The sequence below is a fragment of the Pseudomonas sp. FG13 genome (assembly GCF_057809755.1).
Window position 1 is genome coordinate 488,255 of record NZ_JBMDKO010000001.1, and the last position, 15,581, is coordinate 503,835.

The following is a 15,581-nucleotide window of genomic DNA, read 5'->3' on the forward strand; positions in this document are numbered from 1 at the left end:
TTGGTCACTAGACTGAAGATGCACTCCTGTTCTATTTATTGAGTAGCGAACCATGCTTCGGCTAAAACCTGTTGCCGTCTGCTTAATGCCTCTCGTCCTGGCGGCGTGCGGTAATTCATCGACCGCCGTCGACGCACGCACCCAGCCCCCTCTGGTGAGGGTCGCGGGCGTCGAGAACTCGGTCGACATCGCGCGTTCGTTCACTGGCGTTGTGGTCGCTCGCGTCCAGAGCGATCTTGGCTTTCGAGTGTCGGGGAAAGTGCAGGAGCGTCTGGTGGATGCCGGCCAGACGGTCAAGCGTGGCCAACCACTGATGCGCCTGGACCCGGTCGACCTTGGCCTGCAGGCGCGTGCGCAGCAGCAGGCAGTGGCCGCCGCCCGGGCGCAAGCCAAGCAGACGGCGGATGACGAGGCCCGTAATCGCGAGCTGGTGGCGGCAGGGGCGATCTCGGCCTCTGCATACGACCAGGCAAAGGCCGCGGCGGACACGGCAAAGGCGCAGTTGAGCGCGGCGCAGGCGCAGGCCGATGTGGCAAGCAATGCCATGGGCTATGCGACCTTGCTGGCCGACGCCGATGGCGTTGTGATGGATACCCTGGCCGAACCCGGCCAAGTCGTCAGCGCGGGACAGCCAGTCGTCAAGCTGGCACGCGCCGGACAACGCGAAGCCAGCGTCGATCTGCCCGAAACGCTGCGCCCGGCCGTGGGCTCGGTGGCCCAGGCGACGTTGTACGGTAACGGCAAGGTAGCCACTGTTGCGAAGCTGCGGCTGCTTTCCGATGCCGCCGACCCGGTAACGCGCACCTTCGAGGCCAGGTACGTGCTGGAAGGCGCGCTGGCTAATGCACCACTCGGTTCGACCGTCACGCTGGATATCGCCCAGGACAAGTCGCCAGGGCAAGCACTGCGAGTGCCTGTCGCGGCTGTTTTTGACGCCGGTGATGGCCCCGGTGTATGGGCGCTTTCCGGCGAACCGGCAAAAGTCTCGTGGCGTCCGGTCCAGGTCCTCGGTCTGGGCGATGACACGGCCACGGTCGTTGGTAACCTCAAGCAGGGCGAACAGATCGTGGCCTTGGGCGCGCATTTGCTGCACGAGGGTGCTGAGGTTCGGGTGGCGCAACAGGAACAGGTGGTCGCCAAGGGGAACCAGCCATGAGCGAGGGGCGTTTCAATCTCTCGGCCCTTGCCGTTCGTGAGCGATCGATCACCCTTTTCCTGATCGTTCTGATCACGCTTGCCGGGGTCCTGGCGTTCTTCGGCCTGGGGCGTGCGGAAGACCCTCCCTTCACCGTCAAGCAGATGACGATCATCTCTGCCTGGCCGGGTGCTACTGCGCAGGAAATGCAGGACCAGGTGGCCGAGCCGCTGGAAAAGCGCTTGCAGGAATTGAAGTGGTACGACCGCACGGAAACGTACACGCGCCCGGGGCTGGCCTTCACCATGGTGTCGCTGCTGGACACCACGCCGCCAGCGGAAGTGCAGGAAGAGTTTTATCAGGCCCGCAAGAAAATTGCCGATGAGGCGAAAACCCTGCCGGCCGGTGTCATCGGGCCGATGGTCAACGATGAGTTTTCGGACGTGACCTTTGCGCTTTTTGCGTTGAAGGCCAAGGGCGAGCCGCAGCGCTTGCTGGCCCGCGATGCCGAGTCGCTGCGCCAGCGCCTTCTGCATGTGCCGGGGGTGAAAAAGGTCAACATCATCGGCGAGCAGTCCGAGCGTATCTTCGTGTCGTTTTCCCATGATCGATTGGCAACGCTTGGGCTTTCCCCCCAGGACATTTTTGCCGCGCTGAACAGTCAGAACGTGCTGACGCCCGCCGGCTCCATCGACACCAAGGGACCGCAGGTATTCGTGCGCCTGGATGGCGCGTTCGACAAACTCGAGAAAGTTCGTGATACGCCGATTGTGGTGCAGGGGCGGGCACTGAAGCTCTCGGATGTTGCGACGGTCGAGCGTGGCTACGAAGACCCGGCAACCTTTCTGGTCCGCAACAAAGGCGAGCCCGCCCTGTTGCTGGGTATCGTGATGCGCGAAGGCTGGAACGGCCTGGACCTGGGCAAGGCCCTGGATGCCGAGACGGTCAGTATCAACGAAGGCATGCCGCTGGGCATGACGTTCACCAAGGTCACCGATCAGTCGGTGAATATCAGTTCGGCCGTCGACGAATTCATGATCAAGTTCTTCGTCGCGTTGCTGGTAGTGATGCTGGTCTGTTTCCTTAGTATGGGCTGGCATGTGGGCGTGGTGGTGGCAGCGGCCGTGCCGTTGACCCTCGCTGTGGTGTTCATGGTGATGGCCGCTACCGGCAAGAATTTCGACCGCATTACCCTGGGGTCACTGATCCTGGCGTTGGGCCTGCTGGTGGACGACGCCATCATCGCCATCGAAATGATGATGGTCAAAATGGAGGAGGGCTACGACCGGATCAAGGCCTCGGCCTATGCCTGGAGCCATACCGCCGCCCCCATGCTCGCGGGTACGCTGGTGACGGCTGTCGGCTTCATGCCCAACGGCTTCGCGCACTCGTCCGCGGGCGAGTACACCAGCAACATGTTCTGGATCGTGGGCATTGCCCTGATCGCGTCTTGGGTGGTCGCTGTGGCCTTCACGCCTTACCTGGGTGTGAAGTTGTTGCCGCACGTCAAAAAAGTCGAGGGTGGCCACGCGGCCATCTATGACACACCTCGCTACAATCGTTTTCGCCGGTTGCTGACACGGGTCATCGCTCGAAAATGGCTGGTGGCCGGGGCGGTGATTGGCTGTTTTGTCGTAGCCATCCTTGGCATGGGCCTGGTCAAGAAGCAGTTTTTCCCCGCCTCTGATCGCCCCGAAGTCCTGATTGAAGTGCAGATGCCTTACGGCACTTCCGTCGAGCAGACCAGCGCGGCGACGGCCAGCATTGAAGCCTGGCTGCAAAAGCAGGACGAAGCGAAAATCGTCACGTCCTATATCGGACAAGGTTCGCCGCGTTTCTACCTGGCGATGGCGCCGGAGCTACCCGATCCCTCATTCGCCAAGATGGTGGTGCTGACAGGTAGCCAGGAGGAGCGTGAAACCCTCAAGCACCGTCTCCGCCAAGCGGTGGCTGACGGGCTCGCGCCTGAAGCCCGTGTGCGGGTTACCCAACTGGTGTTCGGTCCGTATTCCCCCTTTCCTGTCGCTTACCGGGTGATGGGACCGGATCTCGCCAGGCTGCGTGAGATTGCCGGCCGGGTCGAGGCTGTCATGCGGGCGAGTCCCATGATGAGGACCGTCAACACCGACTGGGGGACGCGCATACCGACACTGCATTTCTCATTGGACCAGAACCGATTGCAGGCGGTTGGGCTGACGTCCAGTACGGTCGGGCAGCAATTGCAGTTCCTGCTGTCGGGTATCCCGATCACGTTTGTGCGCGAAGACATTCGTTCCGTGCAAGTGGTGGGGCGTGCAGCGGGCGATATCCGCCTCGATCCGGCAAAAATCCAGGGCTTCACATTGGTTGGCTCGGCCGGCCAGCGGGTTCCGTTGTCGCAGATCGGCAGTGTCGAGGTGCGCATGGAAGATCCGGTCCTGCGCCGTCGTGACCGTACGCCCACCATCACGGTACGCGGGGACATTGCCGAGGATCTGCAGCCGCCGGACGTTTCCACGAAGATCCTGGACGAGCTGCAGCCGATCATCAGCACACTGCCGGCCGGATACCGCATCGAACAAGCCGGTTCGATCGAAGAGTCGGGGAAAGCCTCAAAGGCGATGTTGCCGCTGTTCCCGATCATGATTGCCCTGACGCTGCTGATCATCATTTTGCAGGTCCGCTCAATGTCCGCGATGGTGATGGTGTTCCTCACTGCGCCGCTGGGATTGATTGGTGTGGTGCCGACCCTGCTCATCTTCAATCAGCCGTTTGGCATCAACGCCCTGGTAGGCCTGATCGCACTGTCGGGCATCCTGATGCGCAACACGCTGATCCTGATCGGGCAAATCGATCACAACCAGAAAGAAGGGCTCGATCCATTCCATGCGGTTGTAGAGGCGACGGTGCAACGCGCCAGACCGGTACTGCTCACGGCGATGGCCGCCATCCTGGCCTTTATCCCGCTGACTCATTCCGTGTTCTGGGGAACCCTGGCTTACACACTGATCGGTGGGACATTCGGTGGAACCGTGATGACGCTGGTGTTCCTGCCGGCGATGTATGCCATCTGGTTCAAGATCCGTCCTGACAACACAACTAGAACCGAAGCATTGGCAGTCAACTGAACGTCGACTCAGAATCAAGAGGGTTTCATGATGAATTCCAATGATCAAAAGCGAATCGTTGTCACAGGCGGCGGTATTGTCGGCCCCCTGGGATGCGGCACGGAAGAGGTCTGGCGCAGGTTGCTGGACGGCCGTTCGGGTATTCGCAGCCTGCCGGACGAAATCGGTGAGGGCACCGGCGTCGCAGTGGCGGGGCAAGTGCCGACACTGGAAGAGGATCCCGTTGCCGGTTATGCGCCCGACCGCATCATTGCGCCCAAAGAGCGCAAGAAGATGGACCGCTTCATCGAATTCGCGCTCATGGCCGCCCATGAAGCATTGGCGCAGGCAGGCTGGCATCCCACGGATGAAGCGCAACAACAGCGGACCGCGACCATTATCGCTTCCGGTGTCGGCGGTTTCGGCGCGATTGCCGAGGCTGTACGGACCACGGATGCTCGTGGGCCGCGTAGATTATCGCCGTTCACCGCACCGTCATTCCTCGCCAACATGGCCGCGGGTCATGTCTCTATCCAGAACGGCTTCAAGGGCCCGCTCGGCGCGCCGGTGACGGCTTGTGCCGCTGGCGTACAAGCCATTGGCGATGCAGCGCGACTGATCAGAAGCGGGGAAGCCGATATCGCCATTTGCGGCGGCACCGAAGCGGCGATCGACCGGGTGACGCTGGGCTGCTTTGCTGCCGCCCGCGCGCTGTCCACCGGGTTTGCTGAGCGGCCACAGGAAGCATCGCGTCCGTTCGATCGCGATCGCGACGGCTTTGTCATGGCCGAAGGGGCAGGGCTATTGGTGATCGAGTCGCTGGAGCACGCGCTCGCCCGCGGAGCGACGCCCCTGGCGGAGCTGGTGGGGTACGGCACCAGTGCGGATGCCTATCACCTGACCGCAGGGCCGGAAGATGGGAATGGAGCCCGGCGCGCCATGGAACAAGCCTTGCGCCAGGCGGGTGTCAGTGCTGGCGAGGTACAGCATATCAACGCCCATGCGACTTCGACGCAGGTGGGCGACAAGGGCGAACTGGCGGCAATCAGGTCCGTGTTCGGCGACCACTCAGGCGTGGCGATCAGCTCGACCAAGTCGGCCACGGGGCATTTGCTGGGAGCGGCGGGGGGCATCGAAGCGCTTTTCACGGTGCTGGCTTTGCGGGACCAGATCATTCCCCCGACGTTGAATCTCCTCAATCCCGACGAGGCCGCTAGTGGACTCGACCTGGTTGGCCTGACGGCACGCAAGGCTTCGATCACCTATGCGCTCTCGAATGGATTTGGCTTCGGCGGCGTCAATGCCAGCGTTCTGTTCCGTCGCTGGGAACCGGCGCCATGATCACGACGTGAATGTTCTGCGTAGGTTCTCATCGTGAGTATCGATTCTGAATGTTCTGTTTCCCATAGAGGAAAAGACCGTGACTTCATTTTCCCAGCTGGTTAATCAGTTCGACCCTGACAGGCCTTTCGCGGCCCCCGCCAATTGGTTGCAAGGCAGGACCGTATTTGGCGGGCTCTCCGCGGCTCTGTCGTTGCAGGCGGTGCGCTTGGTGAATGGTGGGCAACTGCCGCCGTTCAAGTCCGCCCAAGTGTCCTTCATCGGCCCGGTGACGCAGGCACAGACGTTCAATACCAGCGTCTTGCGCGAGGGTCGATCGGTCACCTCGGTGGCGGTTGACTGCCTGTCGGGGGATGAACTGGCGCTACGCACGACGTTGCTGTTTGCCCATCCGCGTGCCAGTCGGATCCGGCACGACTCATGGGAATGTCCGTCCGTGGGAGGGCCCTCCGAGCATCGGACGCTAGAGCTGGACAGACGAGTTGCGCCCGCCTGCGCCTACAACTTCGAGATGCGCCCGGCCGGCGGATCGCTGCCGGTGTCGGGTGCTGAAAATCCTGAGCTGCTGATGTGGGTGCGTCATCTGGACGCCCAGGGGGTCGATCCGGCCGTCGCGTTGATCGCACTGGCCGACAGCTTACCGCCCGCGGCCATGACCTGCTTTACCGAGCCGGCCGCCATCAGTTCGGTGTCCTGGACCATCGACCTGCCGCAACCCGCCGTGGTCGGCGAATGGTTCCTGATCAATTCGTTCAGCCAACAAACCCAAGAGGGCTATTCCGTCCAGGATATGGAGATCTGGGATGAAAGCGGTCTGCGGGTGCTGTGGGCACGCCAGACCGTGGCGATTTTCGCTTGAAGCCGAAAGAGCCGAGGCCACTGTTTTCCCTGCAACACCTAGCTGTCATCACCCTAGAGATCCAATAATGAAAAAAATGATCCTCAAGACTCCGCTTGGCCTTGCTGTCGCACTGGCCTCTTCGCAACTGTTCGCCAGCGGCTTTGCGCTCAATGAACAAAGCATCAGTGGGATGGGCACCGGTTTTGCCGGTCGATCCTCTTCCGCCGATGACGCGAGCACCGTTTTCGGTAACCCGGCAGGCATGTCTCGCTTGAAGCGAGAACAGGTCAGTGTGGGCGCTGCAACGCTGTTCGCCAAATCAGACATCAGCCAGACGCGCAGCACATTCGGCGGCCAGCAAGACGGCGACATGGTGCCCGTGGTCACGGTGCCCATGGGTTACTACGTCAATCCCATCGATGAACATTGGGCGTTCGGTGTCGGCTTCTACGCGCCGTTCGGTCTGATAACGGATTATGGCAGTGGGTTCGCCGGTCGTTATTTCACGAACAAAAGCGAGGTCAAGACACTGACCTTCCAACCGACGGTCAGCTACGCCTTCAATGACAGGGTTTCCATCGGTTTCGGTCCGACCATCAACCGCATCAGCGGTGAGTTGTCGGCAATGGTCCTGAACCCCTTCAGTCCCGGTACCAATGACGGCAAACTCACCAGCAAGGGCGATGACACCGCCCTGGGTTTCAACGCCGGTATTCTGGTGCAAGCCACGGACAGCACGCGGGTGGGCATGACCTACCATTCCAAAGTCAGCTATCACTTGGACAATGCCAAGACCAAAGTCACCGGAGGCGTCTTTTCCCTGCTGGGGCTCAGCGGTGAAAGCTACGATGCTTCGCTGGACGTGGACACCCCCGAGTCCGTGGACTTCTCGGTGACCCAGCAACTCAATGACGATTGGACCCTGTACCTGGGCAGCACCTGGACACGTTGGAGTCGCTTCAAGGACATTACCATCGAGAACAGCGGATTGCCTGCGGCGCTGAGCGGCACGTTGAGCAGTGTTACTGAAGAGGAGAACTGGCACGACACCTGGGCGCACGCGATTGGCGCTTCGTACCAGCTCAATAAGCAATGGGTGCTGCGTACTGGCTTTTCGGTGGATCAGTCCCCCACCAACAACACCAACCGTTCGCCACGGATTCCAACGGGAGACCGCACGGTGGTCAGCTTGGGCGCCGGGTGGACGCCGGTGGACAATGTCACCGTCGACCTCGCTTACTCCTATCTGTGGGAAGAGAGCGTGAAGGTCAACGACGCTTCAGCCAGCAGGGGCGCCTACAGCTCCAAATACAAGAACAGTGCCAGTGGGTTCGGTACTTCCATCACTTATAAATTCTGATTCGTTAACGATGAAGCGCCTCTGCGAACGGAGGCGCTTTTCAGTGTTTTGAGGCAGATCCCGGCTTTTGGTCTTCCTTATGTATTCGAGCCCTGGATTTCCAACGTTGGTACCATGCGAATGGCCTTGGAAAAATTCGCCAGGTTCACCGATGTCCTGCTGACCACCCGGTGCAGTTCCTCGACCTTGTCGGGTTCAGCGTCCGTACTGATACGTACTACATAGCCAACTTCGTCGTACCCTGGGTTGACGTTCTCATCCAGGCCGAGAAAACCGCGCAGATCAAGGCGGCCATCGGTCTCGATCTCCAGGCTCCTGATCTCGATGCCCATGGCGGCGGCGTTTGCCACATAGCCGACTGACAGGCAAGCGTTCAAAGCGGCCATCAGCAGTTCCTGAGGATTGGGAGCGGAATTGGTGCCCAGCAACTCTGGCGGTTCGTCGGCGGCAATTTCAAAGTGGCGCTGGTGTGTTTCGCCACCCAGGGTGTAGTGATTGACGGTCGCCACTGTGCGCGTCTGATGCTGCCATTTTGTCTTCACGCTGAAGCGAACTTCACCTGCCGCCGGTGATGCGGCCACGCTTTTCGAAAACTGCTGCAGGGCAGCGACATCAATGCCATTCAGGTTATTGCTCATCTCATATCTCCAGTCGTCGGGGACGGAGCGATGAGGGAGCTCTCTCTTTGAAAAAGACAGCTCCCTCGGTCGCTTTAGCCTTTCAGGCGCTCACGCAGTGTTTCGGCAAGGGGGACGGCCGACGCCGGGCTTTGGCCAGACATCAGCAAGCCGTCGACGACCACGTGCGGTTCCCAGTTGGCTGCGCTGCTGTACTTGGCGCCGCGTACCTTCAGTTCATCTTCCAGCGAGAACAGCAAGTGATGCAGCAGTTCGATCTCGCTGTCTTCGGCGTTTTTGAAACCAGTGACGTTCAGGCCCTTGACCAGATACTCGCCGTTGCTTTTCTTGACGTCGCGCAGGATGGCCGGTGCATGGCAGACCATGGCGATCGGGCGGTTGGATTCGTAGAAGTCGCGGATCAACTTGATCGCATGGGAATCGGACGCCAGGTCCCAAAGCAGGCCGTAGCCGCCCGGGAAGAAAACGGCGTCGAAGCCGCTGTAATCGATGTTGCGCAGCTTGCGGGTGTTTCTGGCGGCAAACAGGGCGACCGGATCGGCGAGGAAGCGATCGGTGTACTCGGTGGTGAAGGGCGCCTTCATGCTCAACAGATCAATGGGGGCCTCGCCGCCAGCCGGAGATGCGAAGACCACCTCATGGCCTGCTTCGGTCAGGATGTAGTAAGGCGCAGCCAACTCGTGAAACCAGGTGCCGCTCTGCTTGCCGCTGATGCCCATCTCGTCGAGGGACGACATGATGAGAAGGATGCGTTTCTGTTTATTGACGTGGCTCATGGTGGTTCTCCCGTTGGATTTGAGAAACGAAACCGGGGCATAGCTCGACGCTTCTGCCACCCAAGCCAGGGTCAGTGATGCACGAAAGAAAATCTATTTTATGAAAGGCAGCGTCAAATGACTCTGCTGCCCTGATTTCTTGGGTTAATCTCCCTGGCTTGGTTGGGATTTTCCGGTCATTTCTGGCGGTCAACAAACGAGATTAAATGTGTTTTATCGATAGAAAATCTTCTAGCCTTGAGTTTGCTTCAGGCAGGTGCAGTTCTTCTCGAGGAAGAGAGCAGTTGGCTGGCGATGGGCAGGCTGGCGCTTATCGGCTGATAGTTATTTCGCCGTGGCCTTCGACGGGCGTGTTCACGCCGGAGTCTGGGCTGCTCTCAAGCGGTAGGTCGACGCATGGCGAGAATAGCCGCGCCGAAGCCGATGAACGTCGAGCCCACCAGCCTGCTGATCCACACGGAGAACGCCGGGCGGGTCAGCAAGCCTTTGACCTGAGCTGCCGCGAGGGCGTACACGCTCAATGATGTCAGCGACAACCCCATGAAGATTGTCGTGAGTAGCAGGAATTGCGGCAGCAGCGCTGCGCTCTGGTCGATGAATTGTGGGAACAGGGCGGTAAAGAACATGGTTGCTTTGGGATTGGTGGCGGCGGTGAGGAACGCCGACTTGTAGAGCTTCATTCGCGACGGGGCCGCTGCTTTTCCGTCCGGCTGCACATCCTGGGCGAGGATCGGGCGTTTGTTGAACAACTGCTTCGCACCCAGGTAGAACAGGTAGCCGGCCCCCAGGACTTTCACCGCGTTGAACATCCATTCGGAGCTGGCGAGCAAGGCGCCCAGGCCGGACATCGCGGCAGCCGACAGGCAGAACAGTCCGCACGCATTGCCCAAGGATGACCACACCGCGTAACGCGGCCCGTACGCCAGACTGTTGTTGATCGCCATCAGCGTCGCAGGTCCAGGGCTAGCGATAGCAATCGCGGCGACCAGGGTAAAGGCCAAGACTGAGTGCAGTTCCATGTTTTCACGTTCATAAGTGGTTGGCGGGGAGGGGGCATAGTACAGGACTCTCTTAGCCTACCTGATGCCGAGCGCGAAAAACTTGGGCTCTGGGGGCGAGGTACATAGGGTTTAGATTTTTGCGCAGGGGGCAAGGCTTTTGACGCGTTTTACAATGTCTTGATACCGGAATCCGGGATCGGCTCCGGGCAACGTGAGTTGGGCTGATACACGCAGGTGACGGGAGCTTATAGCGCTTAGTGGCTCAACGCTCCCGTGCCGGTCCGACTCGGCCTTGCTTTACAGGCTGGGTGCTAGCGTGGATCGACGTTATCCAACGCCCGATTTGCCAACAGCTCACTCAACTCGATGACTTGCTGAATACCCAGCGCAACATGCCGCCGCGACCCCTCAAGGTCGAACGCCAGGTCGTTGATCATGGCGTTGGCCGAGGCCAGGCTCTCGCTGAGGTTGGCGAGCAGACTTTCAGTGTCGATGCCGTCGATGACGGTGAAGAGTTGGCCCGGGGGTGTGTCGGTTCCGGCGTCGGTGTCTTTCGGGTTCAGATAGAAATCCAACGCCCGATCGGTGGCCTCTTGGACTTTCTTTGGGTCGAGGCCGTTGGAGCTGGGGTCCGTTTGCGGAGGGTTGGGAGTTACTTTGAACATGATGACGCTCCTATGGGGAATGGGAGCCGCCAAGACCTGTCGCTAAACAGAATGGTGGCGACTGCACGCAGGTTAGCGAACCGGACATAGGCACCCGGTAGACCCGAAGGTCTCCTACATACAGCCGCCATAACGTCATTGCAGTTAGATCCCGCAACGAAGCATGGACGCTTATGTGCCTACGGTTCGGGTCGCTAAACCCGATCACTGATGAGCAGTGACGGAAACCAAGCTACCGGTACGGCCCGGGGCACACAATCGGGCGGATTCTGGCTTAGTTGTAGGCAAAGGCGCAAGGTGACGTAGCCTCGGGATTAGGGCTCGGTGTTACGGGGGTGTATGGCTGGAGTACTCGACCCGTTGGATAAAATGGATGAGCTTTTTCAGGGTCGTAGGCAAACTCCGATAGTTGCGTAGGAGGTGTTTTTTACGGTGTTTTTTTAATCGTAACGATCTTGATGGCTAGCGCTTCACCGGGATATTTTCCTCAGGTCGCTGCAAATTCAGCGACCGGGATTGGTACCCGATGAGTTTGCCAAAGACGCAGCGTTCATACGCGATACCGACCGACACGCCTGGGCTGCGCATCATTTCACAGTGTTGGGCAAAGGCGGTCATTAATGGCGTGGTAATGGCCGTTACGCCCAAATCCGGGCTGGACCTGTACGGGGTAAAACCATGACGGTCCACAGGGGCACACGCCGCATTGACGCCACGGTGATGAGCGCAGATACTTAACCCAATAGCGCCCGAACCTCTGGTGCTGGCTCAGTCCAGCACTATGTTCGGGCCTTCTTGTTTCTGGACAAAGGATGTCGCAGCCATTAGCTCCGCCAAAGCCGTTTCGATCCTATAGCGATCTGTGCACTCTGCTCACCAGTCGTGGTATGCAGATCCTCGATGTGCCCCGCGCCAAACGTAAACTCAGTCAGATTGGCTACTACCGCTTGAGCGGATTCTGGTATCCGTGCCGTGAATTCCTTCGTACTGCCAGGGGAGATGTGGTGCTGTGCGCCGCTGGTAAAAAACCACGACGTCAAAACGCGTTTACCCCAGGCACCCATTTCGATTCCGTTATTGAACTCTATCTGTTCGACAAAAAATTGCGCCAACTGATGCTGGACGCCATTGAGCGCGTTGAGGTGCACCTACGCTCGGCAATCGCTCACGAGGTGGGTTTTCACGACCCGCTGGCCTATCAGGACATCCGCTATATCAATCCTTCGCAAACCAGGACCTTCACGACCAAACAGGGTAAGCCACGCAACATTTGGAACGACTGGTCAAAGCGTCAAGAAGAGCAAATTGCTCGTAGCCGCGAGGACAGTATCGAGTGGCATCGACAGCAGCGTAAAGCAATGCCCTTTTGGGTGATCGTCGAGGCATGGGACTTTGGAATAGCATCGAAGTACTACGAGATACTCAAAGACGGCCATCGGAACAGAGTCTGCAAACGGTTCGGCCTCACTCATGCAAAAATTCTTAAAGAATGGCTCCAGGAGATCAGCATCCTACGCAACCGGTGTGCGCACCATAGCCGCATCTGGAACCAGGTTTCAGCCAATCCTGTACCCACCGTGCCAAACGATCCCTACTTCCAGAGGCTCGGCCTCGACTCGAATGCGACGAGTCGTCTTTATGGTCTGATCGCGGTACTCTGGTATCTGGTCAAAAACATCGGCGTCAACTCGAAATGGATACATCAGGTGGCCGACGTCATCGACGCTAAACCCGTGTTACCTGGCTGCCTATTGGCGGCGCTGGGCTTTCCCGATGAAACCGGATTCCCTCGGGGACTGTTCGGGATATGACTGTCCCCACGCTGTGGGACGGTCGTTTTGGTATTGGCTGCGCTTGAGGTCTTAGGGGAAAGCGCAGGCTGACACTGCCTGCGCGGATGGTTACAGGTAGCGACTATGTCGCTCGATGAGCAACTGGCGATCATAGACTTGCATGTACGGCAGCAATGCCTGGAAAATTTGCTCGCGCTCATTTCCGTGGATCCAGCTCGTCGAATTTTTCAATGGTGGGACCACTCAAAGACAATATTTAGAAACTGTAACATTTAGAAGAACCCAACTATTTAGGTGCGGCGTTGGAGGTGCTAATGGAAGAGCTTCTTGAATTAACGGATTGGCTATCAACCTTTTTGACTGTTTTGAATTCCACAGCTATCAGTAATATTGTCGCTTTTTTATCAGCAGCAATCAGTCTCGTTGCTTTACGAAAAACCGCCAAATGGCGGGACAAGTTCAAGGAAAGCGCAATGAGCGATGCTTATAAAAAAGCAACAGAGCTGTGGGAGGCCCTTAAATCTGTTGAAAACGCTCTCAAGCAACTTTCCCCAGCGTATATCGGCGCATTAGATGTTACACATAATTTGCCGAGAGCAAGCAGATATAAAGAAAATGATGTTATGAGGCGCACAGTTAGGAATGCATTGAAAAATGCACAGCAAATACGATCGAGTCTTATAGATCGAAGAATTAAAATAGGGTATTTAAGAGGAGAGTTTAAACGGCTAGGCTACACTGCTTCTCGCTCGAACAACAAACGGCTTGATATGCTGCTTGATCATGTCATGCACATTGAGTCCTATATAGATTCATATGTCGAATCTGCGTTCGATTACTTTGATGATGAGGAGTTTTGCCAAGGTATGCGTTATACACGACTTAGCCTAGAGCCTAAAGATAAAACCCTGAGTGATCTGGCTGAGATGATAATGGGGTTTAAAGGAGAAATTTATAGGCGTGCCGATATAGCGGGTAAGCTTTTAATTAAAACAAATTACGAAGTGGCCATATCAAAGCTTTACACTAACTAGAACTCAGTATGTGATGGCGTGGCCTTGGGCGTTGGTGATTCGCAGGCCCGTGACGGTGGCGGTTCTGGTCTCGCCGGTGCGTTTGTCGGTGCCGGTCTCGATGGTTTCGGTGAAGCTTTTCCGTTGGCTGGAAATAACGGTAAGCCCGCAGCGTTTGACAGCGGCTTCGTTCAGGGCGATGACGCGGCAGCGGCAGCTGAAGCCGTTGGGCGGGAAGATGGTTGACCAGATGGGGTCGTCGTGGCGCAAGACCTGGCTGTGCATGGCGCGGTGGCTGCTACGGGTTTTTCCGTCGAAGATGGCAATGTACATTCAGTACGGGGGCTCGGTGGTCTGTTCCAGGCTGGCTTTGCGCCCGGCCATTTAGGCGCTCTGCAGGTCGGTCTGGTAGATGGTTTTTAGGCGACGCGGGCTGCCGAGCTGGATGGGATCTGCGTTGCCCTGGCTGTCGACGATGAGTGTCGAGTGACTTCCGAAGCAAGCGGCCAGAACTGCTAGTTGATCTGACCGAGTATGTGACGGCTGACTCCTGTTGCACCGGCCGCAAGGGTATTGCATAGGCTGTCCCAATTTGTGCCAGCCTATCCCGGACTGTGCCTGCGCGGCCACGGACGTGCCTACCCATGCCTGAAACGAGGTCAGTACCGTCCCAAGCGTGCATCCACCGAATACGCTCCACCGCCGCGCGCCACGATGTAGAGCGCCAGAAACCCCATCAACACCGGAAATTCGATGCCCCGGTCTATCCAGGGCCATGTCGGTCCCAGCGCATAGCTGATGGCAAGCATTTGAAGGGCGATAAGCAGGGCGACCAGCCTCGTGGCGAGGCCCATCGCCAGCAGGAGGGCGCCTGCTGTTTCCAGCAGCATGACCAGAAAAGCGAGTTGCGCAGCAAAAGGCAGCCCCATCACGTTCTGGATGAGGTTGATCGATGCGGCCATGGGATCGGCCATCGAGCCGTGGGAGGTTCGCAGCGCCTTGGGGAGTCCGTGGGTCAACAGCACGACAGCGAAGACGGTTCGCAGCAAGGCGTACAGATAAGGTTCGAGGTCCGTGGCTCGTGTGCTCAGCGTGGTCAGAACGGAGCGTAATGGCGATGCGGTTTCGCGTGTCATGGGGAGTCCTTGCGCAGCGGCGGATGACTAGGAGCCGGGGTGTCGGTACGGGCTCCGGGACAGACGGTGCGGTGTACCTGGGCGGGCTTGCGGGCATTCTTCTTGTTTGGGGCGTAGAGATAAATCCTGTGAAGTTGCCATGTGAATTCAAGGCAGAACAACAATCGGCCGGCTCCAGTTCTGCGTACAACGCAAAGCCATAACCCTTCGATAGGGTTCAAGCTTTTCTATTTTATGAAACCTAATAATCGAAATTAGGCGTCTTTTTAGATAAGTGAATTACCCGCAGAATTTCCCTCATTGCGGTTCACCAAGGTGGTGGGCCCTTCCAGAGGAAATCGCCATGACTCATTCCAACCTGTCGTCCAGCACCCTTGCCAACACTGCCATCGGCTCCGCCAGCACACTGTCTTCATCGGTTGCGCTCTCCGGGCGTATCCTGTTGAGCGCCATCTTCCTGCTCTCTGGCGTCTCCAAGATCGGTGCGTCGGCCGGCATGATCGCCTACATCGAATCGGTCGGCCTGCCGTTCCCGAGCCTGGCGCTGGCCATCGCCATCCTGGTGGAAGTGGGCGGGGGTATCGCGCTGATCCTGGGCTACCGCACGCGACTGATAGCGGCCGGGCTGGCCTTGTTCAGCGTCGCCACCGCGTTGGCGTTCCACAACCAACTGGGCGACCAGAACCAGTTCATCCACTTCTTCAAGAACATCGCCATGGCGGGCGGCCTGTTGCAGGTTGTCGCCTTTGGTGCCGGTCGTTTCAGCCTGGACGCGCGCCGCGCGTGACTCGAAGCC

The 15,581-nt window shown here is 58.4% G+C and carries 14 protein-coding genes and 1 pseudogene; 9 read left to right on the forward strand and 6 right to left on the reverse strand.

What is annotated here, in order from left to right:
• Window positions 1-52 precede the first annotated feature (52 nt).
• The 5 genes from ACODTO_RS02170 to ACODTO_RS02190 all read left to right on the forward strand — a co-directional run bounded on the left by ACODTO_RS02170 (window position 53) and on the right by ACODTO_RS02190 (window position 7,763).
• Entirely contained in the window at window positions 53-1,156 is a 1,104-nt protein-coding gene (locus ACODTO_RS02170; RefSeq protein WP_464711537.1) for an efflux RND transporter periplasmic adaptor subunit, read from the forward strand.
• Window positions 1,153-4,242: an efflux RND transporter permease subunit gene (locus ACODTO_RS02175; protein WP_489105899.1), complete on the forward strand. Its 3,090-nt coding sequence runs from the start codon at window positions 1,153-1,155 to the stop codon at window positions 4,240-4,242. Before ACODTO_RS02170 ends, ACODTO_RS02175 begins: the two co-directional genes overlap by 4 nt.
• A gap of 27 nt (window positions 4,243-4,269) precedes the next feature.
• Window positions 4,270-5,562 carry a beta-ketoacyl-ACP synthase II gene (fabF, locus tag ACODTO_RS02180; RefSeq protein ID WP_217510090.1) on the forward strand — a complete coding sequence of 431 codons (1,293 nt, stop codon included), beginning with the start codon at window positions 4,270-4,272 and terminating at the stop codon, window positions 5,560-5,562.
• Window positions 5,563-5,641: 79 nt separating this feature from the next.
• Window positions 5,642-6,421: a thioesterase family protein gene (locus ACODTO_RS02185; RefSeq protein ID WP_139642203.1), complete on the forward strand. Its 780-nt coding sequence runs from the start codon at window positions 5,642-5,644 to the stop codon at window positions 6,419-6,421.
• A gap of 67 nt (window positions 6,422-6,488) precedes the next feature.
• Window positions 6,489-7,763 carry an OmpP1/FadL family transporter gene (locus ACODTO_RS02190; protein ID WP_489105900.1) on the forward strand — a complete coding sequence of 425 codons (1,275 nt, stop codon included), beginning with the start codon at window positions 6,489-6,491 and terminating at the stop codon, window positions 7,761-7,763.
• A gap of 77 nt (window positions 7,764-7,840) precedes the next feature.
• Here ACODTO_RS02190 and ACODTO_RS02195 read toward each other — a convergent pair whose 3' ends face one another.
• The 4 genes from ACODTO_RS02195 to ACODTO_RS02210 all read right to left on the reverse strand — a co-directional run bounded on the left by ACODTO_RS02195 (window position 7,841) and on the right by ACODTO_RS02210 (window position 10,843).
• Window positions 7,841-8,401, reverse strand: coding sequence for an OsmC family protein (locus ACODTO_RS02195; RefSeq protein ID WP_139642207.1), 561 nt, complete (start codon window positions 8,399-8,401; stop codon window positions 7,841-7,843).
• 74 nt (window positions 8,402-8,475) lie between these two features.
• Window positions 8,476-9,177, reverse strand: coding sequence for a type 1 glutamine amidotransferase domain-containing protein (locus ACODTO_RS02200; protein WP_489105901.1), 702 nt, complete (start codon window positions 9,175-9,177; stop codon window positions 8,476-8,478).
• A 377-nt stretch (window positions 9,178-9,554) separates the two neighbouring features.
• Window positions 9,555-10,196, reverse strand: coding sequence for a LysE family translocator (locus ACODTO_RS02205; RefSeq protein WP_139642213.1), 642 nt, complete (start codon window positions 10,194-10,196; stop codon window positions 9,555-9,557).
• Between the two features lie 293 nt (window positions 10,197-10,489).
• On the reverse strand, window positions 10,490-10,843 hold the full coding sequence (locus ACODTO_RS02210; protein WP_175385446.1) for a DUF6124 family protein: 354 nt from the start codon (window positions 10,841-10,843) through the stop codon (window positions 10,490-10,492).
• Between the two features lie 531 nt (window positions 10,844-11,374).
• Between ACODTO_RS02210 and ACODTO_RS02215 the strand changes: the two are divergent.
• The 3 genes and pseudogenes from ACODTO_RS02215 to ACODTO_RS02225 all read left to right on the forward strand — a co-directional run.
• Window positions 11,375-11,525: pseudogene (locus tag ACODTO_RS02215) on the forward strand (DUF3077 domain-containing protein); the annotation flags it as partial.
• A gap of 130 nt (window positions 11,526-11,655) precedes the next feature.
• On the forward strand, window positions 11,656-12,654 hold the full coding sequence (locus ACODTO_RS02220) for an Abi family protein (RefSeq protein WP_257225594.1): 999 nt from the start codon (window positions 11,656-11,658) through the stop codon (window positions 12,652-12,654).
• Window positions 12,655-12,950: 296 nt separating this feature from the next.
• Entirely contained in the window at window positions 12,951-13,670 is a 720-nt protein-coding gene (locus ACODTO_RS02225) for a hypothetical protein (RefSeq protein ID WP_139642221.1), read from the forward strand.
• A gap of 3 nt (window positions 13,671-13,673) precedes the next feature.
• Here ACODTO_RS02225 and ACODTO_RS02230 read toward each other — a convergent pair whose 3' ends face one another.
• Window positions 13,674-13,982, reverse strand: coding sequence for a phage head morphogenesis protein (locus ACODTO_RS02230; RefSeq protein WP_241802186.1), 309 nt, complete (start codon window positions 13,980-13,982; stop codon window positions 13,674-13,676).
• Between the two features lie 326 nt (window positions 13,983-14,308).
• Entirely contained in the window at window positions 14,309-14,785 is a 477-nt protein-coding gene (locus ACODTO_RS02235) for a DoxX family protein (RefSeq protein ID WP_139642223.1), read from the reverse strand.
• A gap of 343 nt (window positions 14,786-15,128) precedes the next feature.
• Between ACODTO_RS02235 and ACODTO_RS02240 the strand changes: the two genes are divergently transcribed.
• Window positions 15,129-15,572 carry a DoxX family protein gene (locus ACODTO_RS02240; RefSeq protein WP_175385444.1) on the forward strand — a complete coding sequence of 148 codons (444 nt, stop codon included), beginning with the start codon at window positions 15,129-15,131 and terminating at the stop codon, window positions 15,570-15,572.
• Window positions 15,573-15,581: the final 9 nt, after the last annotated feature.

What these genes read in the sequence shown, in the direction of transcription:
- ACODTO_RS02225 (WP_139642221.1), top strand. Translation starts at nt 12,951, where the DNA reads ATGGAAGAGCTTCTTGAATTAACGGATTGGCTATCAACCTTTTTGACT.
- ACODTO_RS02195 (WP_139642207.1), bottom strand. Translation starts at nt 8,401, where the DNA reads ATGAGCAATAACCTGAATGGCATTGATGTCGCTGCCCTGCAGCAGTTT.
- ACODTO_RS02240 (WP_175385444.1), top strand. Translation starts at nt 15,129, where the DNA reads ATGACTCATTCCAACCTGTCGTCCAGCACCCTTGCCAACACTGCCATC.
- ACODTO_RS02210 (WP_175385446.1), bottom strand. Translation starts at nt 10,843, where the DNA reads ATGTTCAAAGTAACTCCCAACCCTCCGCAAACGGACCCCAGCTCCAAC.
- ACODTO_RS02200 (WP_489105901.1), bottom strand. Translation starts at nt 9,177, where the DNA reads ATGAGCCACGTCAATAAACAGAAACGCATCCTTCTCATCATGTCGTCC.
- ACODTO_RS02175 (WP_489105899.1), top strand. Translation starts at nt 1,153, where the DNA reads ATGAGCGAGGGGCGTTTCAATCTCTCGGCCCTTGCCGTTCGTGAGCGA.
- ACODTO_RS02170 (WP_464711537.1), top strand. Translation starts at nt 53, where the DNA reads ATGCTTCGGCTAAAACCTGTTGCCGTCTGCTTAATGCCTCTCGTCCTG.
- ACODTO_RS02220 (WP_257225594.1), top strand. Translation starts at nt 11,656, where the DNA reads ATGTCGCAGCCATTAGCTCCGCCAAAGCCGTTTCGATCCTATAGCGAT.
- fabF (WP_217510090.1), top strand. Translation starts at nt 4,270, where the DNA reads ATGATGAATTCCAATGATCAAAAGCGAATCGTTGTCACAGGCGGCGGT.
- ACODTO_RS02235 (WP_139642223.1), bottom strand. Translation starts at nt 14,785, where the DNA reads ATGACACGCGAAACCGCATCGCCATTACGCTCCGTTCTGACCACGCTG.
- ACODTO_RS02230 (WP_241802186.1), bottom strand. Translation starts at nt 13,982, where the DNA reads ATGTACATTGCCATCTTCGACGGAAAAACCCGTAGCAGCCACCGCGCC.
- ACODTO_RS02190 (WP_489105900.1), top strand. Translation starts at nt 6,489, where the DNA reads ATGAAAAAAATGATCCTCAAGACTCCGCTTGGCCTTGCTGTCGCACTG.
- ACODTO_RS02205 (WP_139642213.1), bottom strand. Translation starts at nt 10,196, where the DNA reads ATGGAACTGCACTCAGTCTTGGCCTTTACCCTGGTCGCCGCGATTGCT.